We start from the raw sequence: 22478 nt of genomic DNA, 5'->3' as shown, positions 1-22478 counted from the left end.
CCCCCGATCAGATGACTGAGATATTACCCGATAGTATGCGAATGACTGCGAAGATGGCAAGTGCGGTCAAAACCCCAGCGACCATCCACTCTATTTTCGTGAGTGATTTAATTCCATTTTCACGCTGCGCTTTCATGTAGAGAAGAGTGCCCGGTGCATATAAAAGTGTTGTGAGAAGCAAATAGTCAATTCCTGCGGCATAGATGAGCCACAGTCCGTAAATGGAGGCGACCAAACCAATCGTCAAATCGCGCATTCTCCGCTCACCTGCACTGTAGCCAATTCTATTTTTCGATACTTTTACTTGGTAAAATGCTGAGAACACGTACGGGATCAAAATAGCACTTGAAGCGAGTGAGAAGGCAAAGTTATACGCTGCATCTGAAATCAAGAACGTGAAGAGGAAAAGTTGGATCAACCCATTCGTCAACCAAAGTGCGTTGACTGGAGCCTGATTTTTGTTCTCTTTCGTGAACCATTTCGGGAAGACACCGTCTTTCGCAGCGACGAATGGTATTTCAGCCGCTAAAAGGGTCCACCCAAGCCACGCTCCTAGTACAGAGATAACTAGCCCTCCGTTGATGAGCATGGCTCCCCACGGCCCGACTGCAGACTCTAGCAGATAAGCCATCGCCGGTTGCGAGGCATTCGCCACGTTTTCGGGCGTCATGAGCCCAAGTGACATGACGGAAACAAGTAAATAGATGACGAGCGTTCCGAGTAACCCAATCACGGTTGCTTTCCCGACATCGGAACGTTTTCGAGCACGACCGGAAAGGACGACAGCCCCCTCGACACCGATGAATACCCATAAAGTCACAAGCATCGTTGAGACGACCTGGTCGCGAACGCTTCCCCATGAGAAGCCGCCTTGTCCCCAAAAATCGAAGGTGAAGTTTTCGAGATTGAAGAAGAACAAGCTAATCGTAATGAATGCAAAAATCGGAACGAGCTTGGCGATCGTCGTAACAATATTAATCATCGACGCCTCATGCACCCCTCGCAAGATGAGCGTATGCACAAGCCACAACATAATTGAAGCTCCGACAATCGAGGCAATGTTTTGCCCGCCTTCAAAAATCGGGAAGAAATAACCGACCGAACTGAACAGCAGTGTGGCATACGCCACGTTGCCGAGCCAAGCAGATAACCAATATCCCCATGCCGAGTTAAATCCGACGAATGATCCGAATCCGGCTCGTGCATAGCTGTAAACACCGCCATCCAAGTCAGGACGACGATTCGTCAAATTTTGAAAACTGAGACCAAGCGCAATAATCCCGATTCCGGTGATAACCCACCCGATCAAAATGGCACCCGCGTTCGCACCTCGAGCCAAATCTGCTGCCAGGTTAAAGGCACCACCGCCAATCATCGATCCGACGACAAGTGCCGTCAACGCTCCAAGACCTAACCGCTTATCTTGCTTGTCAGGATGTACTCCAGCCGAACCACCTGAGTCATGCTCCACTTTCGTAGACATTCTACTCATCCCTTTCGCTTATTATGAAACGGGAGGGGGATTTCCCCTCACCGTCCGTCAACGTTCAAGCCATTCGCGTGTCTCTGTGAGCGTTGCTGCCATGACCGCCTTGATCGTATGCATTCGGTTTTCAGCTTCATCAAATACGAACGAGTGACGACTCCGGAACACCTCATCTGTCACTTCCATCTCCGTCAATCCATACTGTTCATGAATCGCCCGACCAACTTCTGTTTCTAAGTCGTGGAATGCCGGAAGACAATGCAAGAACATGATATCTGGATTGCCACTCGTCTGAAGCATATCCATGTTCACTTGATACGGTCGTAACAGCTCAATCCGTTCAGCGAAGGCCGCTTCCTCGCCCATCGACACCCATACATCCGTATAGACGACGTCCGCGTGATCCATCGCTTCCTCGATACTCTCCGTTAAAGTAATCACAGCACCTGTTTCAGCTGCGACTGATTTGGCATAATCGACAATTTCGTCAGACGGCCAAAGTGATTTCGGTGCGCAAATACGCATATCCATCCCTACTTTTGCGCCGCCGATCAAGAGAGTGTTGCCCATGTTATTTCGTCCGTCACCGACATACACAAACTTGATTCCGGCCAATTCTCCTTTTTGCTCTTTCACTGTCAAAAAGTCAGCTAAGATTTGTGTCGGATGATAAAGATCGGTCAAACCGTTCCAAACAGGTACACCCGCATCTTTAGCAAGACCCTTGACCGTCTCATGGGCAAACCCGCGAAACTGAATCCCGTCAAACATACGACCGAGAACAATGGCCGTATCACGTACTGATTCTTTCTTCCCGAACTGGATGTCGTTCTTGCCTAAATATTCCGGATGCATCCCTAAGTCAATTGCGGCGACGGTGAAGGCACACCGTGTCCGAGTCGATGGTTTTTCAAAGAGAAGGGCGATATTTTTACCTTCACATATCCGATGTGGGATACCTTGTTTTTTTTGACGCTTGAATGCAGCAGACAAATCGATCAAATAATTGATTTCTTCACCAGAAAATTCGTTTAGTGATAAAAAGTGACGACCTTTCAAATCAAAATTGAACGTTGTAGACATACTGCTTCCTCCTTATCAAATTTAGATGTCTTGTCGAATAATTGGACAACTCATGCAACGTGGACCTCCACGTCCACGTGATAGTTCACTCGACATGATTTCGATCACTTCAACGCCTTCTTTACGGAGCAGTTCATTTGAGACGTAGTTTCGGTCGTATGTGACCACGACACCTGGAGCAATCGCGAGCGTGTTTGACCCATCGTTCCACTGTTCACGTGCTGCCGCAATCGGGTCGCCTCCCCCACAAGGAATCAAGGTTACTTCCTGTAATCCGAGGACGTCTTTTAATACTTTTAACAAATCAGTGTGTTGTGCGATTTGAAGTTCACCTTCTGCATTTAAGGAAAGTTCAAAAATATTCATTTTGCCTTCCGGACCTTGGATGAACGGATGGATGGTGAACTTATCATGATCGACCATTGTAAAGACGGTATCTAAGTGCATAAACGCACGTGATTTTGGAATTTCGATGGCGATTACTTTTTTGAAGCTGTCTCCATGCTTGAGTAAGTTGAGGGCGACACGTTCAATTCCTTGTGCGGTCGTACGTTCAGAGATTCCGATAGCGACAACTTCTTTCGACAAGACGAGTTCGTCTCCGCCTTCCATCGCAAATCGATAGTCGCGGTCCGACCAAATCGGCACATCATGTTTCGCAAAGCGTGGGTGATAGCGCATAATATACTGCGTGAAGAGTGATTCACGGCGACGTGCCGGCTCTTTCATTCGGTTAATAGAAAGTCCATGTCCGATCGCTGCGGCAGGATCTCGTGTGAAATAGAGGTTTGGCATTGGATCCAAAAAGAAGGGGTACGTATCTTCAATCATTTCGTGCAGGTGGCGGCGTTTTTCCGGCTTGATTTCTGATTTCCGGATACCGGCCATCACCGTTTCAATCAGCATTTCGTTATCAAAATCCAGTAAATACTCTTTTAATGTTTCGTAAGAGCCGTTGATATTTGATTTAGACTCGGATAAGATATCCGCGACAAACTTTTCGCGCACACCAGGGAGCGATAGCGTCTCAGCCATTAGTTTTTCAAGATAGAGAACTTCCACACCACGATTTTGGAGCGCACTCGCAAAATAGTCGTGCTCTTTTTGAATGACCGGCAAATGGGGAATATCATCGAACAAGAGTCGCTCTAAATATTCCGGTGTGAGATTTTCTAATTCTCGACCTGGCCTTTTCAGTAATACCGTTTTTAATTCTCCAATTTCTGAATACACATGAATCGGATGTTTCAGCGTCGTATCTTGTGAAATCGGTTGATTTGTCATTGAGATCATCTCGCTTCCTCCTTGTGATTCGGGTGTTTAACTACCCTTACCTTATCACTTTACCAAATTTGTGAATGTCTAATCCGGCACTTCACCTGTTATTGATTCCACATATGTATGAATAAATCCTCATATTTGTGAATGAACAAACAAAGCATAAAAAATTAGTGTTACGGCAATGGGAAATACGATGTATGGTCGATGTATATAATCGTTCTAAAAATGTTAAAAAAATTATTCAAAGAAAAATAGTATGAAAAATGTTAAAGATCAGGATGTGACGACATGAGAATAGAAGAAATGGAACAAAAGCAACATCAAGCAGAGTTTCGTGTATTGATTCAGAAGGGGGACCCAATCGACTTTCGGGATTTATTCCTCTCCCTTCACCCTGGTGAACAAGCCGACCTTTTTATCGAACTCGACCAGAATGAACGTACATTTGTGTATCGGGCCATTTCCCCCGAAGTATTCACCGACTTATTCGAAAAGTTGACGTTAGATGAACAGTGCATGTTCATCCAAGAAACACCCCAACCGTATGCTGTTCGTATCTTAAATAAGATGTATTCAGATAACGCAGCCGATTTGATGCATGAACTACCCGATTCATTCATGGATACGCTCTTTGAACAGATGGATGATATCGAGGAGCAAGAAGTAAGAGATTTGATGCAATATCCGGAAGAGACGGCTGGTTCTATTATGACGACTGAGTTTGTCGTTCTCCAAGCCGATAAGACGGTCGGACAGACACTTGCAGAATTACGTGAACTCGGACCTGACGCCGAGACGATTTATTATCTATACGTCGTCGACCACACGCATCAACTTGTTGGCGTCGTCTCATTACGAGATTTGATCGTTGCGCCGCTCGATGCAAAAATTGAGGATATCATGGGTTTTCGTGTCATCTCGGCAAACGTCATGACAGACCAGGAACACTTGGCCCGTATCGTACAGAAGTATGATTTGTTGGCACTCCCGGTCATCGACGACCACCAGAAACTACTCGGCATCATCACGGTAGATGATGTATTAGACGTCATCGAGCGTGAAACGACGGAAGACTTTGAAGAACTATCCGCGGCGAAAGGGTCTTCTGATATCAACATGAGTCCGTTTGAGGCAGCAAAAAAACGCGCCCCGTGGATTGTCAGTCTCATGTTTCTTGGCATGATTACCGCCTCGACAATCGGCAGCTTTGAAGATACGCTCGAGACGATCGTGTTACTTGCCGTCTTCATGCCACTTGTCATGGGATCCGCCGGGAACGCGGCTACCCAGTCGCTTGTCGTCGCTGTTCGGTCGATTGCGCTCGGTACGATTAATCGTAAGAACGTCATGAAGATGATTCGACGCGAGTTCGGGACCGGCATCCTGTTAGGAATCGCTTGTATGATTGTCATTTTCGGCGTCATCACTCTTCTATATGGCAACATGCTCATCGGCTTTATTGTTGGGATTTCGATTTTCGCCGCGCTCAGTGTCGCCACGATGATTGGTACAATCGTTCCACTTCTGATTAACCGATTGAAATTAGATCCCGCTGTCGCATCTGGACCATTCATTACGACGTTGATGGACAATCTAGGGCTCATCATCTATTTCACGGTCGCGACATCTATGCTTCAGTTTTTATAACGCTCGATTCCTCGAGCGTTTTTTTGATTTCCTCAAAACTAGATGAATAATTTCCAACTCGTTCGGGTATCCCTTACAAATATATATAAAACATAAGTAAAGATTGAGGGGATTCTATGACGTTTCAACAAGTACTCTACATACTCGTGACCGGCGCCTTGTTCATGGGGCTCGTCGCCTACGTCTCATATCGAATGACGAAAGGAAAAGTCGAAAGTGCCGATGATTACTTTTTGGCCGGTCGTGGACTGACAGGCGTCTTCATCGCGGGATCGCTCCTCTTGACCAACCTGTCAGCAGAACAATTAATTGGCTTGAATGGTCAATCCTTTGCCGGCAACATGTCTGCGATGGCATGGGAAGTCACAGCTGGAATCGCCGCCATCATCATGGCGCTCTTTTTGTTACCACGATTTCTCGGCATCGGAATTTCGACAATACCTGAATTTTTAAGTCAGCGCTACGACGAGGATGTCCGTCGATTAACCGTGCTCTTGTTTTTATTAGGCTATATGTGCGTGACAATTCCATCTATGCTATATTCCGGTGGATTGGCAGTTCTCCAACTGTTCGATGTACCTACTCTGCTCGGTGTCAGCTTTGAACAGTCCCTTTGGTTAGTCATTTGGTTCATCGGCATCATCGGAGGCATCTATGCTATTTTTGGAGGACTTCGAGCGGTCGCTGTATCCGATACGTTGAATGGGATCGGTCTCATCATCATTGGTTTCCTCGTCCCGACGCTCGGTTTTCTCGCGTTAGGTGACGGAAATTTATTAGATGGAATGAAGACGATTGTCACGACGAATCCTGAAAAGTTGAACGCGATTGGTTCAGCCAATGATTCGGTACCTTTTCTCTCCATATTCACAGGAATGATTTTTGCGAACTTGTTCTACTGGGCACTCAATCAATATGTCATTCAACGAGCGCTTGGCGCAAAAAACTTGGCTGAAGGTCAAAAAGGAGTACTTTTTACCGGGTATCTGAAGTTACTTGTTCCAATCTTCATGCTGCTACCTGGCGTCATTGCATTTCATCTGTACGGAACAAACATCGAAAAGGTCGATCTTGCTTATCCGAGCTTGATTGCCGAGCTGTTGCCAATGTGGCTCATGGGCTTTTTCCTCGCTGTCTTGCTTGGTGCCGTATTCAGCTCGTTCAACTCACTTTTGAATAGTATCGCAACCCTATTCGTACTCGATATTTATAAACCAAAGTTCAAACCGGATGCCTCTGACCAAGATTTGATTCGCGTCAGTAAATGGTTCGGCACGTTCGTAGCACTTGTTTCTTTCTTTGTCGCCCCGAATCTCATGTATGCGCCAGACGGCTTGTGGGACTTGATCCGTCGCTTCACCGGCTTCTTCAATATCCCGATTCTCGTCATCGTTTTAATCGGGATGCTCGTTAAACGTGTTCCTCCAATCGCTGCGAAGACCGTCGTCTTTTTCCACGTTATCGCTTACTATTTCCTCGTGTGGGGAACGAAGCAATGGTTCGGTGTTGAAATCGGCATCAACTTCATCCACATTTACGGAATCCTCTTCGTCATCGAGACGGGAATCATGCTCGTATTTGCGCGTGTACGACCAATGCTTCAAGCGAATCCAATTCGAATCGAACTCGGTCGCATCAAACCGTGGCGTCACGCATTGTCGACATCTATTTTGCTTGTCGCTTCAATGGTATTCGTCTATCTCGTTTTCTCACCGGTTGGTCTCGCATATGCAGACGGGATTGTGTCAGGATGGTTCGCCCCGTTGGCGATTGGACTCGTTACCCTGACGACGATTCTCGTTTGGGCTTCTTACCGATACGGAAATTCTCGTTATGAACGCTATTTGAACAAGCTAAGTGAAGAACCGGCTGAGATAGAAGAAGCCAGCAGCTAAAAAACAGACCTTCTTGAACTAAACGTCAAGAAGGTCTGTTTTTTGTTGTCGCTTCTGTTCATACATCGAATCATCCGCACGTTGCCAAAGTGCCTCAATCGTTTCCGGACAAGATGACCATGCCAATCCGATTGCAACGGAAATCGATTCTTTTTGACAAGCCGCTTCAATTTGGCAAACCATTCGTTCACATGCGTCTTCAGGCATCATCTCAAGAAACAAGACGAACTCATCTCCTCCTAAACGGTAAACGGATGACTCACTGCTTTGAAGGATTGTACCGACGCGTTTCAATTTATTTGGTAAATGTTTTTTTGAATATTGAGTAAACTCATAAGAGGAATTGATACTCGTGCTATAGTCGAACTATACAAAACGACTCAACACTTGGAGGTTCCTTTGCAAAATTTCACGCATCTATCGTTGAACGAAACATTTTCTGGTGTCTATTCTGTCACGAGTCCGACAGAATCCATTCATCACTCTTTCGGCTACGCCAACCGCTCAGAACAGATTCAAAATGAAGTGACGACACGATTCGGGATTGCTTCTGGCTGTAAGTTGTTTACGGCAATCGCCATTTGTCAGTTGGTCGAACAAGGTCAACTGTCTTTTTCTACTTCACTTGATTCGTTTCAAACATTCGACTTACCAAACATATTGCCACAAGTCACCATTCATCAACTGTTGACTCATACGTCGGGTATCCCTGACTATTTTGATGAGTCCATCTCTGATGATTTCGAAGCATTATGGCGCGATGTTCCGATGTATCGTCTTCAACAGTTACGTGATTTTTTACCACTATTTCAACAAAAATTCATGAAAGATGAACCGGGGTCTCGATTCTCCTACAACAATGCGGGGTATATCCTGTTAGGGTTGATTGTGGAAGACGTGACCGGACAATCTTTCACCGACTATATCGAACAATCGATTTTTCAGCCTGCCGGTATGATTGATTCCGGATACTTCTCGCTTGATGCCTTACCTGCCCAGACGGCGCTCGGTTATATCGACCACTCGAACGGCACGTGGCGCACAAACCAATATGCGATTCCAATCAAAGGCAGCGCAGATGGTGGCGCATATGTCACCGTTCAAGATATGGGCCGGTTTTGGGAAGCTCTTTTCTCACATCGTCTTCTTGACTCGTCTTCAACGTCATGCGACGGAAGAGATTTATAAGTATCATGTGATGGGGTATGATCCCGGCGTCAGTTTCCATTCTGGATACTACCCGAAAACCGCTACCATCTCGGTTGTTTGTTCAAATCAATCAGATGGTTCGTTTGACGTGATGAAACAAATTGAAGCACAGATTGGAGAGCGGATTGAATGAACATTCGTGCATATGTCTCGTCAGATTTTGAACACATCCAGCAACTCAATCGTGATGAAGGTTGGACCCAACTCGTCGAGCGGAATGAACTGACCCGTGAGGCATGGAAACAATCAAACGTCACCTATGTCATGGAGTCTGAGAACGGGGAGATTGTCGCTTATTTGCGTGGATTGACCGATACGACAGTCACCTTGTTCGTCTGCGAATTATTGGTCGCTCCCGCGTATCGAAAACGTGGGCTCGGCGAACAGTTGCTCCAACATATCCATGCACTACACCCAACAACGCGCATCGAACTGTTGGCGAATCAACTCTCTCACACATATTACGAAAAGTTACGGTTCCGACCGTTTCATGGTTTTCGGAAAACCATTCACGAATAGGAGGAATGTATATGAAACTTGCTCTCGTCACGGGTGCATCGCGTGGTCTCGGCCGTGCCATCTCCCAAGAACTCCAATCTCGAGGTTATGAAGTTGTCGGTCTCTCGCGTTCACAGGCAGAAGAGGTTACGTATCAACAGCTGTCAGTCGACCTTTCAAACGTCTCTGGAATCAATTCAGCCATCGAAGAAATCACTCCGCTGCTAGAAACGGCTGATTCAATCCTTCTTGTTCAAAATGCAGCATGGATCGAACCGATTCATCGCGTCGGACAATTAGATGGTGATAAAGTGACCGCTCATGTCCATGCCAATCTGCTTGCGCCGATGCTATTGGCGAATGCGGTCCTCGCTTTCGATAAGCCGACTGAGTTAATTCATGTGACGTCTGGCGCCGCTAAACGTCCGATTTCAGGCTGGAGCGCTTACTGTGGCACGAAAGCAGCCCTCGACCATTTTACGAATACGTTAGCACTAGAACTGGAAGGAACACCGCATTGCGCAGCTCTATTCAATCCAGGTGTGATGGATACATCGATGCAGACCGAAATTCGTTCTTCTTCAGAAGACGCATTCGCCGACCTTGAACAATTCCGTTCATACGAGACGGAAGGGCGACTCCGATCTCCGGAGACGGTTGCTCGCGTTTTCGCAGAACAATTGATTGACCGCTCTCTTGAGAACGGCAAAACCTATTCGATTTATGACTTAATTAAATAATTTACCAGGTTAAAAATAGAACCACCCTTCTCTAGTTAAACCGTCTACACTACATGCATAGACACGTGAAAGGGTGGAGCGTATGAAAACAATTGCCGGAGGATTACTGCTATTTGGTCTGTTCAGCTTAGCGATGTCGTTCACAATGATTGGGGATACCGCAATCGTTGGAGCGATGGTAAGCGGGGTTTCTATTTTATGCAGCGTCGGGTTATTATTCGGAGCGACCGAATTAAGTCGTATTCGTCATGACTTGCTTCACGACAAAAAAACGTCTTTCCCATCTGAATGAGGGAAAGACGTTTTTGATTCAATCTTCTTCGTATTCATCTAATAAATCATCGACATCGTATTCTTCGAAGTCGTCTTCGTCGATAAAGATATCGCGATCGTTCACAACGTGAATTGGGCCATTGGCCACGTCGATGCGAATCGTCCACGCCCAAGGAATGCGTAACCGGTTATAGACCCCTGTCCAGAATTCCATCGATTCTTGCTCATACTGTTCAAATTCTGTCAGGAGTTCTTTGAACGAAACACCCGATAACTGGAAGTTTGAATCCTGGAGCCGTTGAAGCGCATGATGTTTCGCTTCTAACTCGGCTGCCCGAACCATTTCTTCAGCGGTCGCCATCTCTAGGATCGTCCCGTCTGGTGGGAGAATATCGTATACGTTAAACAATTCGCCTTCTTCTACTTCTACATCATCAAACTCATAGTCATCGTGCCGCATACTACATTCCTCCTTACGCAATTTGAATCTTCTTTATTGTACCACTCTCTACCCGATTCCCCCTAAAGAATCGTGCATATATTTTATTTCGCACGGGAAAGATAGGTAGAGTGAAGATATCCAAAGGAAAAGAGGTTACACAGATGAATGAATCATTCCAAGCACTCGTGCTCGACCAACAGGATAACCACCTTCATGCCGAAGTAAAAGATGTCAAATCCGACGTGCTCCCAAAAGAAGAAGATGGGAACGTCTTAGTCGAAGTCCACTATTCTGCGTTGAACTATAAAGACGCACTCGGATTAACGAATTCAGGTAAAATCGTGAACCATTACCCATTCATCCCTGGATGTGAATTCGTCGGGAAAGTAGTCGAATCGGACCATCTCGACATTAAAGTCGGAGATGAAGTCATCGCCACTGGTTTTGGAATTGGCGAACGTCACTTCGGTGGTTTCAGTCAATATGCCCAAGTCCCGGGAAACTGGCTCGTCAAATTATCGAAGGGGATGACTATGCGCGATGCCATCGCTATCGGGACACCAGGGCTGACGGCGATGTTATCGATTGATGCACTCGAGCACGCCGGTGTCCGTCCTGGGGAAGAGGTACTCGTCACGGGGGCGACAGGTGGTGTCGGGAGTTTCGCCATTACGTTACTTCGCCGTCTTGGCTATCACGTCGTCGCCTCGACTGGTAAAACAGATTCACCTTACTTGCGTTCACTTGGTGTCGAGACCATCATCAATCGTAGCGAATTAGAAGGATCTGTTCGTCCACTCGCCAAACAGCGTTTTGATGCCGCCATCGATTCAGTTGGCGGAAATACACTCGCTAATATCTTGAGTCAAATCAGGTATGAAGGTGCTGTTGCCGCATGCGGTCTCGTGGGAGGAACCGATTTGCCGACGAACGTTTACCCGTTCATCTTACGAGGGGTGAAACTAATTGGAATCGATTCAGTCATGCAACCAATGGCACGCCGTATGAACGCATGGGAACGTCTTGAAGAACTCATCGACACGAAAATGTTGAACGACATGATTCATGAGATTCCGCTACACGATGTCCCACGTCACGCCGAAGCGATGATGCGAGGAGAGTTGAGCGGTCGCACCGTCGTCCGCCTTCGTTAATCGAACAAAAAAGAGGCTGAATCAATCGTGTCGATTCAGCCTCTTTTCTCTCTATTCTCAATGGTAGTGGAATCAGATGGTAAATCCGGCCGGTGCATCTTTCACGACGACGAGCACTTTCCCTTTGTCTAATTTCTCTTCTAGTCGTTCTGACTCTTCTTTCGAAAAGCCAAGTTCTTGAAACTCTGCACGAAGTTCGTCCCCTTTTTTACGGAACACGTTTTTGGCGGCTGTCCCCAAGCCGACGTCACTTGCCGAGACGGTGTTCGCATCAGCATTGTCCGCAACGCGTTTGCTTCGGTCATCGTCATGTGTAATGACGTAGATGTTGGATTCATCCACCCCATTTGATTTCATCGATTGAATGGCGGTAACGACTTCTTCATCGTTTGTAAATTCTTTGTACAAAACTGACATGTCTATTCTCCTCCTTCAATTCTACTACATTACTAGTGATTGCCTTCCTTACCGTTCTTCACACATTAAAAAACGATGACGTTTGTCATCGTTTTGTTAAACGGCAGGTTCCTGCCCTTTTCGCTTTTTCAATTCTTCTAATAAAATATCTGATTCGTTGAAAGGAATCGACTGGCGGCCGATTCGTTCGATGTGATCATGCCCTTTACCGACGACAACGACGCGCTTCCCTTCTAACGCTTGCATCACTGCGTGGCGAAGTGCATCTTTCCTCGCTTCAAACGTCACATAGTTCGCATTCGGCTGAATCCCTTTGACTAAATCGCGAATGATGTGTGTTGGATTTTCCATACGAACATCATGCACGGTGACAATCACTTCGTTTGAATACTGACTTGCGATGCGTCCCATATCTTGGCGCTTCGTCGGGTCCCGATCTCCTGCTGCACTTAAGACGACGACGAGATCACGGTTGTCTTGTTGCAATGTAGACAAACATTTCTCTAGACCGTCTGGTGTATGGGCATAGTCAATATAAATCTCAGCATCCTCTGTAGCTAAACGTTCCAAACGCCCTTTTGGCAAGGTAAGTCCTGGAACATTTGAAACAATGGTCCGCAGCGCCATATCAGAAGTCGAAACGAGTCCAATGGCCGCTGCTAAGTTCGCTGCATTGAACGCCCCCATGAATCGAACGGGCACTTCGAGTTTGAAATCCTTCATACTGACGAGTACCGTCTCTTCACGCCAAATGACTTGAATGTCGGCATCTATCTCCTCTTTTGTACTATACATAATGGCTTGACGTGTCGGCGCAAACTCAGCCATGACATGACTAGCCGAGTCTTCTGCGTTTAACACGATTGCCTCACCGTTCGTCACTTCTACCTGTTCAAACAATCGCGCTTTCGCCCGGGCATACTCATCCATCGAACGATGATAATCTAAATGATCATGCGTCAAATTCGTAAACGCGGCCGCATGAAAATGAATTCCAGCCACGCGACCTTCCATCAATGCATGCGATGATACTTCGAGTACACAATCCGTGACGTCCGCATCAACCATATCCGCTAAAATGCGATGCAAGACGACAGCTTCTGGGGTCGTATTGGCCGTTTCAATCGTCTGATTGAGGAAACGAGCTCCTATCGTACTAACGATTCCGGCACGTTGTCCTGAGAGACGCAATAAATCATATGTCAACGTCGCTGTTGTTGTTTTTCCATTCGTTCCCGTCACACCATATATGCGCATTCGATGAGAGGGGTGGTCATAAAAAGCACTCGCAACCGCTCCTGCCGTCTGCTTCGTATCAGCAACAACCACATTCGGTACGTCGAGATCGAGTGGATATTCTGAGATGACCGCACTCGCACCATTGACCACGGCGTCTTCTGCAAACTTGTGTCCGTCAACCGTGTAGCCGCGAATGCAAATAAAGACGTTCCCTGAACTGACCTTTCTGGAATCCGTTTCGACTCCGGTCACCCATGGATCAAAAATGTCATCCATCTCATTTATTAAAATGGCGGATAAACGTTTCGTTCTCATGCTGTGTACGTCCTTTCTCATGGGTGTCGCTAGGTTGATTAACCTTATCGTCATGGTACTAGATTTAAACGGCAATTGAGATGACAAATATATTACTTCCCTTTTTCAATGAAAAACAATCACTTCACGAAAAAAACCTAGACACTTCATTCAAGTGCTAGGCTCTTCCTTTTTATATTCACAAGCTGTTCGTTCGAGCAAGTTTCTATTATGATAAAAGAAATGGAACAAGAGAGGAACAAAGACAATGAGCTATGTATTGTTACTGATTTTAGCGGTCTTTTTATTCGGTGCAATGATTTTTGCCGCACTCGCACTACCGAATCTTCGCAACATCCTATTCAATCGTGGCAGTTTATTCAATCAACAGAGCGAGAGGGTCACTTGCCCAAAATGTAAAACGTCATTTAAACGTGCTCCAGGTGATGCGCAGACTTGTCCGCATTGTTATCACACGTTTTAAGTCATTGCATATTCAACTGCCATTTTCCCTGTTCTTTTGTTTGAATGACCTCAAATTAGTGAAAGAAGAGAAAGGGTACTTTATCAAAGTAAAGTCCTTTTATCGTTTACAGTTGAGACACTCATTCTATATGAAAGGAATTGCATATGCTTCCTACACTTGATGAACGCCTAGTCAATCAAATTCGTCTAAAAAATCGACTAGCCTTAGAACATTTGTATTCACGCTATGAAAACCTACTCTATCGCTATGCGCTTCATCTTAGCAACCATCCGGCAACGGCGGAAGAAACTTTGACTGAGTTATTTTGCCGCATCTGGCAACAACGCCTCGATTTCAATACACGTGCGGAAGCGATTCGTTCAACTCTCACTCGTTCCTTAGAACAAATCATTCATCAAATGAAAGATGAAACATTGGATTCTAACACTTCTAAAATGCCATCAGCATAAGTTTTTTTTGTCACTTTAGAATAAGCTTGTTTTGCTTGTGCTGTTGCATTTTTCAACAAATATCCATTCCCTACATGTGCTAACATGCCAAGGTCATTTCCACTGTCACCGAAAGCATAAGCATCTTCTCGTACGAAGGAAGAAGTTGTGCATACATATTCAATACTCGATTCTTTCCCGGCATATATCGGATAAAAATCAATATCAAACGCACCCGCCGGGTCACCTGCATTCGGATTGCATTGACTGATATTGACGGCAATTCCCTCTTCATCGGCTAGCATACGAAGCGACTCTCTCCAGGATCCGATTTGGTCACGGACGTAATAACTACGAATCCAAGGACTCGTCCCATTACCCGGTTGCTCTTCTAATTCAATTCGCATCTGTACAATTTTTGACACGATGCGCTCGACGCGAGAAGCAAAATCATTCGGGAATGAGTTTTGATATGCCTGCTCTATTGAAAACGTTCCGTCCGCATCAATTCGATACAATTCCGTCCCGAGACTCGAGGCGATGCGATGTGGCCAAAAACGAAGGTTCGCCTGCTTCGTTTTTTCCTGTATCGATTCGAGAGAACTTCCCGTTACCCACATCGTCGACAGTTGGGTCGAATACCGTTCCAAAAAGTCTTCGAGCTGACGAACAGATGTCAATTGAGCAGATGAACACGCGTGCGGGAAATAGGTCTCGTCAAAATCAAAGCAAACGAGAATATGTCCTTCATTCGTAAATCGTTTCATTCTATCGTCTCCTTATCGTTTCCTCTTTCCTGTATAGTACAATGAAACAGAGGAGGTATCTTATGATTCAACGCATTTTACAATTATATTGCCAAGTGAGTAGCATGATTACAGGATTGATTATCGTCTTCGCTTTTCTCTTCGGTATTCGATCTTATTTTTTTGGACAACCATAACCTCTACCCCAGTTGCCATCGGATTGATGCTGATGACAGCAATCTTGTTGAGTATCATCACCTATATCATCTCAGAGAAATTACGTTTGTTCATTTATAAAAAACTTCCGACCCAATCATCTACATGTTCAATAAATAGTCACATAAAATAGGCATCTATTTTTTCGTTTTATACGTTAGATCAATACAAGGGACATCCCTTCTGCGCAAAGGAGTATGTTATGACTGACTTAGAATTATATGAGCGTGTCAGGCAAAAGGACAAAGAAGCGCTCGAAATATTGTACGATCGATATGAACGAATTTTATACGCTTTTGTCTTACAGCTGACAAAGGACCGTGATTTGGCCGAAGAAGCCATGCAGGAAGTGTTTATCAAACTTTGGCGTGGCGGCGGAGTCTATGATGAATCAAAAGGAAAGTTTCGTTCTTGGCTCTTCACGATGAGTCGTCACGTGGCAATTGATTTGATTCGTAAGCGTAAACCCGATTTACAGCTCGACGAATCATATGCTGAGGCCATCCCTTCTGAGTCACCATCCGTTGAGAAAGAAGCAGAGTGGCAAGAAGAACGTGCCCAAATCGAGACGGCCATGGCGACATTGCCGACCGAACAGCAGCAAGTCGTTCGGCTCATGTACTTCCAAGGGCTAAGTCAGCAAAAAATCGCTGATGCGTGCGGCATCCCGCTTGGTACAGTGAAAGGAAGGGTTCGACTGGCGCTGAAGCAACTGAGGAAACAGTTATCCCATGAATTCATCGGAAAGGAGGTAGAACAATGAACGCATGCGACCAATTGATTGACTATTTCAACCAACATCTATCGGAAGATGAACGAGCAAAATTTGAACAACACCTTGCATCTTGTAAAGACTGTCAAGAAGAGCTCGAACAACTCGAAGCACTTGTCGGTGGCGTCGCGTTCTTGTCTACTCCGATTGAACCACCGCGAGGTATGAAAGCGCGCGTCCTCGATCGTGTATTCGAAGAAGACAATGAGCCTATAACATCAACCGTGTCACCTGCTGCTATTCCACCTGTGACACCTTTTAAACAGAGACGTGAACGGAAAAAAGCGCCTGTTTGGGGAATGGTCGCTTTGGCAGCGGCACTGCTTCTCTCTTTGATCGGAAACGGATATCTGCTCACCAATCAACCCGATTCACCTGGCATCGCATTGACCGAAACGATTCCACTTGAGGGTGAATCCGAAGGGACTGCTTATCTTGCAGAGCAAGATGGTACAACTCAATTGATTGTCCAAACGAACGGCTTATCCTCACTCGACGACAATGAGGTATATCAGGTATGGCTGTTAAAAGATAATGCCCCGATTCCAACAGGCGCTTTCGTCACAGACGACAAGGGCAATGGAACCGTCATCTATACGCTCGACTCAAGCGAAGTCGACGTCGATTGGGACACCGTCGCCGTCACGAAAGAACCGAACCGTGGCAACGAGACCCCGCAAGGTGAAATCGTCTTAATCGCCAGCCTATAATTCATCAACCGGACACATGAGTTGTCCGGTTTTTGTTATGATGTACCAAAGGAGTGATCGTGATGCGAAAACCTAAAGTCGGCATTGTCGGACTCGGAAACATCGCTCAAAAAGCGTATTTACCGATCCTTGCGAACCATCCACTGATTGACCTAGTTGGAGCCTTTTCTCCAAACACATCCAAGCGGGAAAGAATTTGCCAAACATTTCGGATGGCTCCGTTCGAGACGTTGAGTGTCCTCGCCTCGTCCATCGATGCGGCATTCGTACATAGTTCGACTGAAACCCATTATGAAGTCGTGTCGTTTTTACTAAATCACGGCGTTGATGTATACGTCGATAAACCGCTCGCGTCAACCTTAGAAGAGGGGGAACGTCTCGTCGAACAAGCCGAACGTCTCGAGCGCAAGTTGATGGTCGGGTTCAATCGACGCTTTGCCCCGATGTATATACGCCTACAACAGGAATGTCAGCCCCACATGATTGATGTAGTGAAACATCGGGAGAGTGGAATCGGACCTCAAGATGTGACCTTCACCTTGCTTGACGATTATTTACACGTCGTAGATACGTTACGTTTCCTTGCCGGCAACGAATTACGACTCGTCTCGGGTCAAATCGAAGTAAACGACAAGCTTGAGCTCCATTTCGCGCGCCACGTCTGGCAAGATGAGCACGGGATGCATACGACGTCCATGCATCGCTCTGCAGGTGCGAATCACGAGCATGTCTCCATCATTCGCGATGGAGAACGATTGTCCGTTGATGAGATGGTCACACTGCACCGCTTCAAGGGAGGACGGCATGAAATCGAGACGTTTGGTTCATGGGAGTCAATGCTCACCCAGCGAGGTTTTCAAGGCGCGATTGATCATTTCGTTTCTGCACTTATCGATGATACAGAGATTTTAACAGACGGTCGTGTCGCCCTTGAGACGCAACGTCTTGTCACGAACTTATTCACATAAAAAGGAGGATTACACATGGATTTCTTTTTTTATATTATGGTCATGGTGATTGTCGTTTCGTCGGTCGGTGCCAATACGATCATTAAAACGAAAGAAGCACGTGTCGAAGAACGTCGCCTGAAGCTTGAAGAAGAAAAACTCGCCATCCAGCGTCTCGAACTCGAAATGAAGCGCGAACAAGACAAGCTCGACCATCATGGATTTTAATCAAAAGCGGTCACCCTTTAAAATGAGGGCGACCGCTTTATCGTTACAGATGACGTTCTGAAATCTTCAGTTGTTGCCGTCGTTCCGTAAGCGTCGACCACGTCACAGCGGCTAGAACGAGTACGAAAATGTCCCTTTTCCTTCCCAACCGACGACAATGAGAACACCTACCGTTGCCAATCCGAGCGCTCCAATTTTGACAGGAGTCAGTCGTTCCTTCAACAGGATTCGGGCAAATAAGACCACGAAATCGGGAGTCGCTGCGGTTACAAACGACCCGGTATGTGCATTCGATAGCTTCGTTCCGATAAATTGAAATGAAATCGAAGCAACGTATCCAATGACATCGACGAGTCCGTTCCATTTCCAATCCGTCCGTCGAACCGAATCCCGCCCCATATACTCACCGCAAGGGTCAAACTGAGTGCTCCTAGCCATTCTTTCCTCATTTCCTCGCATCCTCAATGACGCCTATATGAGACGTCATCGCTTCAATTTCCTTCACTTACATTGTCAGCCATATGAAAAACGCTTACAATCAAGGTATAGATTGAATGGAAAGGAGGGAGAAAGGTGAAATTTGTCGGCCGTACGTATTGGACAACTGAACATTTGTACATTTTGCGTGCGATTTTTCACGATGTCGTTTAATCAAGGGACCCGTCTGTCCTTTTTAGACATTGCTGAATATACGACAAAGCGCCTCTCTCTAAATCGAGCGCTTCTTTGCGCTCGGTTTTTTTGATAGGCCCTAACCTTAGGAGGAACCTATTATGTTAATCGATCTTCAACACATTCAAAAACAATACGGTGGGCACGCCGTTCTCACAGATACGAATTTATTTATGAATGAAAACGAACGAGTCGGACTCATCGGTCGAAACGGAAGCGGCAAAACGACACTGTTACGCATCATTGTAGGCTCTGAAGAACATGACGCCGGGACGATTTACCGTCGGCAACGACTCTCCATCGGCTATTTGGTCCAGCTTCCTGACTATCCCGAACGCAGTGGCCGTGACGTCCTGTACACTGCTTTTGAGGAAGTGATTCGCTTAAGCGAAAAGATGGCTCGTCTCGAGCAAGAGATGGCAACGTCCGAACAGCTCGAACGTCTTCTCGAATCATACGGTGCCACCCAAGCACAATTCGAGCATGCGGGTGGATATGTCTACGAGTCAAAAATCAGCGCAATGATTGATGGACTAAAATTGACCTCATTTGTGGATCAACCGTTCGATACGCTTAGCGGTGGTGAACGAACAAAAATCGGACTCGCCTTAGCTCTCCTACAAGAACCAGAGTTACTCATCTTAGATGAACCGACGAACCATTTGGATTTAGAGGCGATGACGTGGCTCGAGTCCTATTTACAGGATTACGCCTCAGCGCTCCTCATCGTTTCCCATGATCGGGTTTTCTTGGATGCGATTGCCACGCGCATCGTCGAGTGTGAAGACGGTGAATTGACGAGTTATCCCGGAAACTATACCGATTTTGTCGCACAAAAAGAAAAACAGCTGCTCGATCAGTTCCATGCCTATACCGAGCAGCAAAAGAAGATTAAAAAGATGAAAGAAACGATTCGGCAGTTACGGCAATGGGCCAACGAAGGCAATCCACCGAATGAAAAGTTTTATCGTCGCGCCAAATCGATGGAAAAGGCACTCGAACGAATTGAACGAATCAAGAAACCACAACTCGAAGCCGATCAACCGAACATCCATTTCACGACGAACGGACGAACCGGACGCGACGTCTTTGAGGTGACGGATGCGACACTCCGTTACGACCGACCGCTTTTCGAAGGTGTGAATTTTTACACAGGCCACGGGGAGCGTGTCGCCATCGTCGGACCGAACGGAAGCGGAAAGTCTTCTCTTTTAAAGCTGTTGCTCGGTCAAGTCGCACCGCAAATCGGTACCGTCCGTCGAGCCGACCAAGCGAAAATCGGTTATCTATCACAACACATCACGTTCGATGAATCCCATCGATTAATGGAGGCGTTCCGGGACCGCATTGCAGTCGATGAAGGAAAAGCGCGTCTCCTTCTCGCCCAATTCTTATTTTACGGGGCGAGTGTGTTTAAACCCGTGTCGAACTTGAGCGGCGGGGAGAAGATGCGACTCATGCTCGCCATCCTCGTCCATGAAGAAATCAATGTCCTCGTCTTAGATGAACCGACGAACCATTTGGATATCGAATCGAGAGAAGCACTTGAAGAGGCGTTAGAACGTTTTCCTGGAACGGTCGTCACCGTATCACACGATCGCTACTTTCTGAATAAATTATTTCCGGTGACGTATTGGCTTGACGGGACGATGACACGTTTTGAAGGCAGCGTCGCCTATGCCCTCGAAAAACGCGAACACGACTCAAGCGAGCAACCTAAAACGGAGCACGCAAAACCATCGAAATCGATAAAGCAGACAAAAACCGCTTCGTCTACGGTGGATGAGGAAGCCCATTTGACACAATTAGAAGCAGAACATCAAGCATTGCTTCAACAGATGAATGAATTGGATGACCTCGATGAGTTAATGGCACTCCAACGTCAAGTCGATGCGTTGCAGCAAGAGATCGATGACGTGATGACACGTTTACTCGAATCCTTTTAAAAAGAAGCGGCACCCGATCAAGGGCGCCGCTTCTTTTGCTCGAATCGAGTCTGTATGAAATAGCCGATGACCGCGATAGCCATCAATCCAATCGGTAACAGACGGTAAAGACCTTCCATCGTTCCCGTGGTCAAAAGAATCATGCCACTAAAGAACGTCCCGAACCAATATAACTTTGGCATGAGATCCCTCCATCACTGCATTCACTCAATAGAATACCACAAGAAAAGCGCCCACACTCGGCGCTTTTCTCGATTCTCTAGTCCCCGGACTTTCATCCAACCAAGTTTCTACTCGATTGACCGTCCCATCTATGATTTGGTTCGACTAGAGATGTCCAAGTCAGCGTGACGCATCATTCGAATCGATGCATTGTCCATTGGTTCACCAGTTGTTTTCACATCCTAAAGAATGAAATCGAACAAGTGACTCGTAGACGCTTTGATTGAATGGGCACAACAGGACTTGGTACCTATGTTGTCCACCTATGACGCGGATCATGTGGGATTCCTTATACAAACAGTATGTCTGGTATGTTTGCTTCGATAGCAAACAGAGGCCGACGCATCATCGTTTGGAATACACGATTCACGTTTACATGGACTTTCCCACCCTCTTTCTGCCATCAGCTACAGGTGACAAATATGCCCCCTGTTCCCCGACTCATTTCAGAAAGTGAATGGTTACATGTATACAATATCCGTTTTTAGCATCCTTCAATCCTCGTTCACGATTTCTCCATAATCATTTTATACATAATGTGTCAGCGCGTAGGCGACCCCATCTTCTTCCACGTCCTTTGTGATATGGGTACTCAAATCTTTTAACGAGTCTACCGCATTTCCCATCGCAATTCTTGTTTCGGCTACTTCAAACATCGATACATCGTTCAAATTATCTCCGATAGCGACGACATCACGCATCGAAACCTGATAATGATCAGCTAATTGTTTTAGCGCCTCACCCTTACTCGCATGAGGATGACCAATCTCAATCTTCGTCCATCCTGCTGTCGTAATCAAAATATCATCCCGTGGCTCATAGATTTTACGCAAGCGATGTAACTTTTGGCGATCGAACGAATAGACAAACACCTTATACACTTCATCTTGCGCAAAGTCGATGTCTTCCATCGAATCCATATACGTCAGACCGAATTGCTCATTTTGGATTTCAATCTCACGCTCCGCCCATTCGCGCGTGAACGATTGATCGTGAGGTAATACATCATCAAGTTCTCGTTTTAACAAGTCACTGCCTGACTGAAGGACTTTTACACCCGCATTCGTATAAAATTCGACGTACGCGTCATGCTCCTTGGCAATCTCCCACAGTCCGTTAACGACGAATTGGTCCATGGCGTGATAATAAATTCGCTTGTCCTCATAAAAGCCGATTGCTCCGTTTCCAGACAGAATTGGACAGACGAGATCATTACGCTTCAATAACTCTTCGATATCATGAATCGAACGCCCTGAACAAATCGCTACGATGTCACCGTCCTCTTGTCGACGACGAATCGTGTCCCGGTTTGCATTTGTTATCACACCCGTACGCGATAGCAACGTTCCATCTAAGTCAATCGCAATCAATTTCATAATATTCCCTCCTCTTTATTTCTTTTCCCGAATCAAGTATTCAAAACACGATGGATTATATATCCTGTTT

Annotated in this window: 24 protein-coding genes and 1 pseudogene; 14 read left to right on the top strand and 11 right to left on the bottom strand. The window is 46.2% G+C overall.

All coding sequences use genetic code 11. The annotated features are described in order from the left end of the window. Nucleotides 1-7 precede the first annotated feature (7 nt). The 3 genes from arcD to arcA are packed head-to-tail and all read right to left on the bottom strand — an operon-like array spanning nt 8 to nt 3820. On the bottom strand, nt 8-1483 hold the full coding sequence (gene arcD, locus P400_RS0103965) for an arginine-ornithine antiporter (RefSeq protein WP_034770817.1): 1476 nt from the start codon (nt 1481-1483) through the stop codon (nt 8-10). Between the two features lie 57 nt (nt 1484-1540). Beyond that, a complete protein-coding gene (argF, locus tag P400_RS0103960; RefSeq protein ID WP_026824950.1) occupies nt 1541-2569 on the bottom strand; it encodes an ornithine carbamoyltransferase in 1029 nt (342 codons plus the stop codon). A 21-nt stretch (nt 2570-2590) separates the two neighbouring features. Continuing rightward, on the bottom strand, nt 2591-3820 hold the full coding sequence (gene arcA, locus P400_RS0103955; RefSeq protein ID WP_026824949.1) for an arginine deiminase: 1230 nt from the start codon (nt 3818-3820) through the stop codon (nt 2591-2593). Between the two features lie 318 nt (nt 3821-4138). Here arcA and mgtE point away from each other — a divergent pair, with 318 nt between their 5' ends. Continuing rightward, nucleotides 4139-5497 (top strand): magnesium transporter, encoded by a 1359-nt coding sequence (gene mgtE / locus P400_RS0103950; protein ID WP_026824948.1) that lies wholly within the window; start codon nt 4139-4141, stop codon nt 5495-5497. Nucleotides 5498-5613: 116 nt separating this feature from the next. After that, nucleotides 5614-7392 (top strand): solute:sodium symporter family transporter, encoded by a 1779-nt coding sequence (locus P400_RS0103945; protein WP_026824947.1) that lies wholly within the window; start codon nt 5614-5616, stop codon nt 7390-7392. 18 nt (nt 7393-7410) lie between these two features. On the opposite strand, the gene P400_RS15495 is transcribed toward P400_RS0103945, so the two are convergent. Beyond that, nucleotides 7411-7686, bottom strand: a complete 276-nt coding sequence (locus tag P400_RS15495) for a diguanylate cyclase domain-containing protein (protein ID WP_161634143.1) — start codon at nt 7684-7686, stop codon at nt 7411-7413. A gap of 105 nt (nt 7687-7791) precedes the next feature. Here P400_RS15495 and P400_RS14865 point away from each other — a divergent pair. The 4 genes and pseudogenes from P400_RS14865 to P400_RS0103920 all read left to right on the top strand — a co-directional run bounded on the left by P400_RS14865 (nt 7792) and on the right by P400_RS0103920 (nt 10131). After that, a pseudogene (locus P400_RS14865) lies at nt 7792-8734 on the top strand (serine hydrolase domain-containing protein). After that, nucleotides 8731-9120 (top strand): GNAT family N-acetyltransferase, encoded by a 390-nt coding sequence (locus tag P400_RS0103930; protein ID WP_026824945.1) that lies wholly within the window; start codon nt 8731-8733, stop codon nt 9118-9120. Before P400_RS14865 ends, P400_RS0103930 begins: the two are co-directional and overlap by 4 nt. Nucleotides 9121-9131: 11 nt before the next feature. Further along, nucleotides 9132-9839, top strand: a complete 708-nt coding sequence (locus P400_RS0103925) for an SDR family NAD(P)-dependent oxidoreductase (RefSeq protein ID WP_026824944.1) — start codon at nt 9132-9134, stop codon at nt 9837-9839. Nucleotides 9840-9921: 82 nt separating this feature from the next. Further along, nucleotides 9922-10131: a hypothetical protein gene (locus P400_RS0103920; protein WP_026824943.1), complete on the top strand. Its 210-nt coding sequence runs from the start codon at nt 9922-9924 to the stop codon at nt 10129-10131. 18 nt (nt 10132-10149) lie between these two features. Here P400_RS0103920 and P400_RS14860 read toward each other — a convergent pair whose 3' ends face one another. After that, a complete protein-coding gene (locus P400_RS14860; RefSeq protein ID WP_051545936.1) occupies nt 10150-10572 on the bottom strand; it encodes a hypothetical protein in 423 nt (140 codons plus the stop codon). Nucleotides 10573-10715: 143 nt separating this feature from the next. Between P400_RS14860 and P400_RS0103910 the strand changes: the two genes are divergently transcribed. After that, a complete protein-coding gene (locus tag P400_RS0103910; protein WP_026824942.1) occupies nt 10716-11708 on the top strand; it encodes an MDR family oxidoreductase in 993 nt (330 codons plus the stop codon). Nucleotides 11709-11780: 72 nt separating this feature from the next. Here P400_RS0103910 and P400_RS0103905 read toward each other — a convergent pair whose 3' ends face one another. Continuing rightward, entirely contained in the window at nt 11781-12125 is a 345-nt protein-coding gene (locus P400_RS0103905) for a general stress protein (protein WP_026824941.1), read from the bottom strand. A 96-nt stretch (nt 12126-12221) separates the two neighbouring features. Further along, nucleotides 12222-13679: a UDP-N-acetylmuramoyl-L-alanyl-D-glutamate--2,6-diaminopimelate ligase gene (locus tag P400_RS0103900; protein ID WP_026824940.1), complete on the bottom strand. Its 1458-nt coding sequence runs from the start codon at nt 13677-13679 to the stop codon at nt 12222-12224. Between the two features lie 247 nt (nt 13680-13926). On the opposite strand from P400_RS0103900, the gene P400_RS15490 reads away from it, so the two are divergent. Both P400_RS15490 and P400_RS15895 read left to right on the top strand, forming a co-directional pair. Continuing rightward, on the top strand, nt 13927-14142 hold the full coding sequence (locus P400_RS15490; protein WP_084483559.1) for a zinc ribbon domain-containing protein: 216 nt from the start codon (nt 13927-13929) through the stop codon (nt 14140-14142). 146 nt (nt 14143-14288) lie between these two features. Continuing rightward, nucleotides 14289-14594, top strand: a complete 306-nt coding sequence (locus P400_RS15895; RefSeq protein WP_084483558.1) for an RNA polymerase sigma factor — start codon at nt 14289-14291, stop codon at nt 14592-14594. Here the strand turns inward: P400_RS15895 and P400_RS0103895 are convergent. Continuing rightward, complete coding sequence (locus tag P400_RS0103895) at nt 14540-15340, bottom strand: HAD family hydrolase (RefSeq protein ID WP_026824939.1); 801 nt, start codon at nt 15338-15340, stop codon at nt 14540-14542. The genes P400_RS15895 and P400_RS0103895 overlap by 55 nt on opposite strands. Before the next feature lie 397 nt (nt 15341-15737). Between P400_RS0103895 and P400_RS0103885 the strand changes: the two genes are divergently transcribed. The 4 genes from P400_RS0103885 (at nt 15738) to P400_RS0103870 (ending at nt 18192) form a co-directional block, all read left to right on the top strand. Next, a complete protein-coding gene (locus P400_RS0103885) occupies nt 15738-16298 on the top strand; it encodes an RNA polymerase sigma factor (RefSeq protein WP_026824938.1) in 561 nt (186 codons plus the stop codon). Beyond that, the gene (locus P400_RS0103880) at nt 16295-17017 is read left to right on the top strand and encodes an anti-sigma factor (protein WP_026824937.1); all 723 of its coding nucleotides are present in this window, start codon (nt 16295-16297) and stop codon (nt 17015-17017) included. Before P400_RS0103885 ends, P400_RS0103880 begins: the two co-directional genes overlap by 4 nt. A 62-nt stretch (nt 17018-17079) precedes the next feature. After that, the gene (locus P400_RS0103875) at nt 17080-17985 is read left to right on the top strand and encodes a Gfo/Idh/MocA family protein (RefSeq protein ID WP_026824936.1); all 906 of its coding nucleotides are present in this window, start codon (nt 17080-17082) and stop codon (nt 17983-17985) included. Nucleotides 17986-18000: 15 nt separating this feature from the next. Further along, nucleotides 18001-18192: a hypothetical protein gene (locus P400_RS0103870; RefSeq protein WP_026824935.1), complete on the top strand. Its 192-nt coding sequence runs from the start codon at nt 18001-18003 to the stop codon at nt 18190-18192. Nucleotides 18193-18303: 111 nt separating this feature from the next. On the opposite strand, the gene P400_RS0103865 is transcribed toward P400_RS0103870, so the two are convergent. Continuing rightward, a complete protein-coding gene (locus tag P400_RS0103865) occupies nt 18304-18630 on the bottom strand; it encodes a DMT family transporter (protein ID WP_235181821.1) in 327 nt (108 codons plus the stop codon). Nucleotides 18631-18965: 335 nt separating this feature from the next. Here P400_RS0103865 and abc-f point away from each other — a divergent pair, with 335 nt between their 5' ends. Further along, nucleotides 18966-20810 (top strand): ribosomal protection-like ABC-F family protein, encoded by a 1845-nt coding sequence (gene abc-f / locus P400_RS0103860; RefSeq protein WP_051545935.1) that lies wholly within the window; start codon nt 18966-18968, stop codon nt 20808-20810. A 17-nt stretch (nt 20811-20827) separates the two neighbouring features. On the opposite strand, the gene P400_RS15700 is transcribed toward abc-f, so the two are convergent. Together P400_RS15700 and P400_RS0103850 are read right to left on the bottom strand one after the other, a co-directional pair. Beyond that, the gene (locus tag P400_RS15700) at nt 20828-20992 is read right to left on the bottom strand and encodes a hypothetical protein (RefSeq protein WP_026824932.1); all 165 of its coding nucleotides are present in this window, start codon (nt 20990-20992) and stop codon (nt 20828-20830) included. 567 nt (nt 20993-21559) lie between these two features. Continuing rightward, entirely contained in the window at nt 21560-22408 is an 849-nt protein-coding gene (locus P400_RS0103850; protein WP_026824931.1) for a Cof-type HAD-IIB family hydrolase, read from the bottom strand. Between the last annotated feature and the right edge of the window lie 70 nt (nt 22409-22478).

The organism is Exiguobacterium marinum DSM 16307, assembly GCF_000620845.1.
In the GTDB taxonomy this organism is placed as follows: domain Bacteria; phylum Bacillota; class Bacilli; order Exiguobacteriales; family Exiguobacteriaceae; genus Exiguobacterium; species Exiguobacterium marinum.
This window is presented reverse-complemented; position numbering and strand designations above follow the sequence as displayed.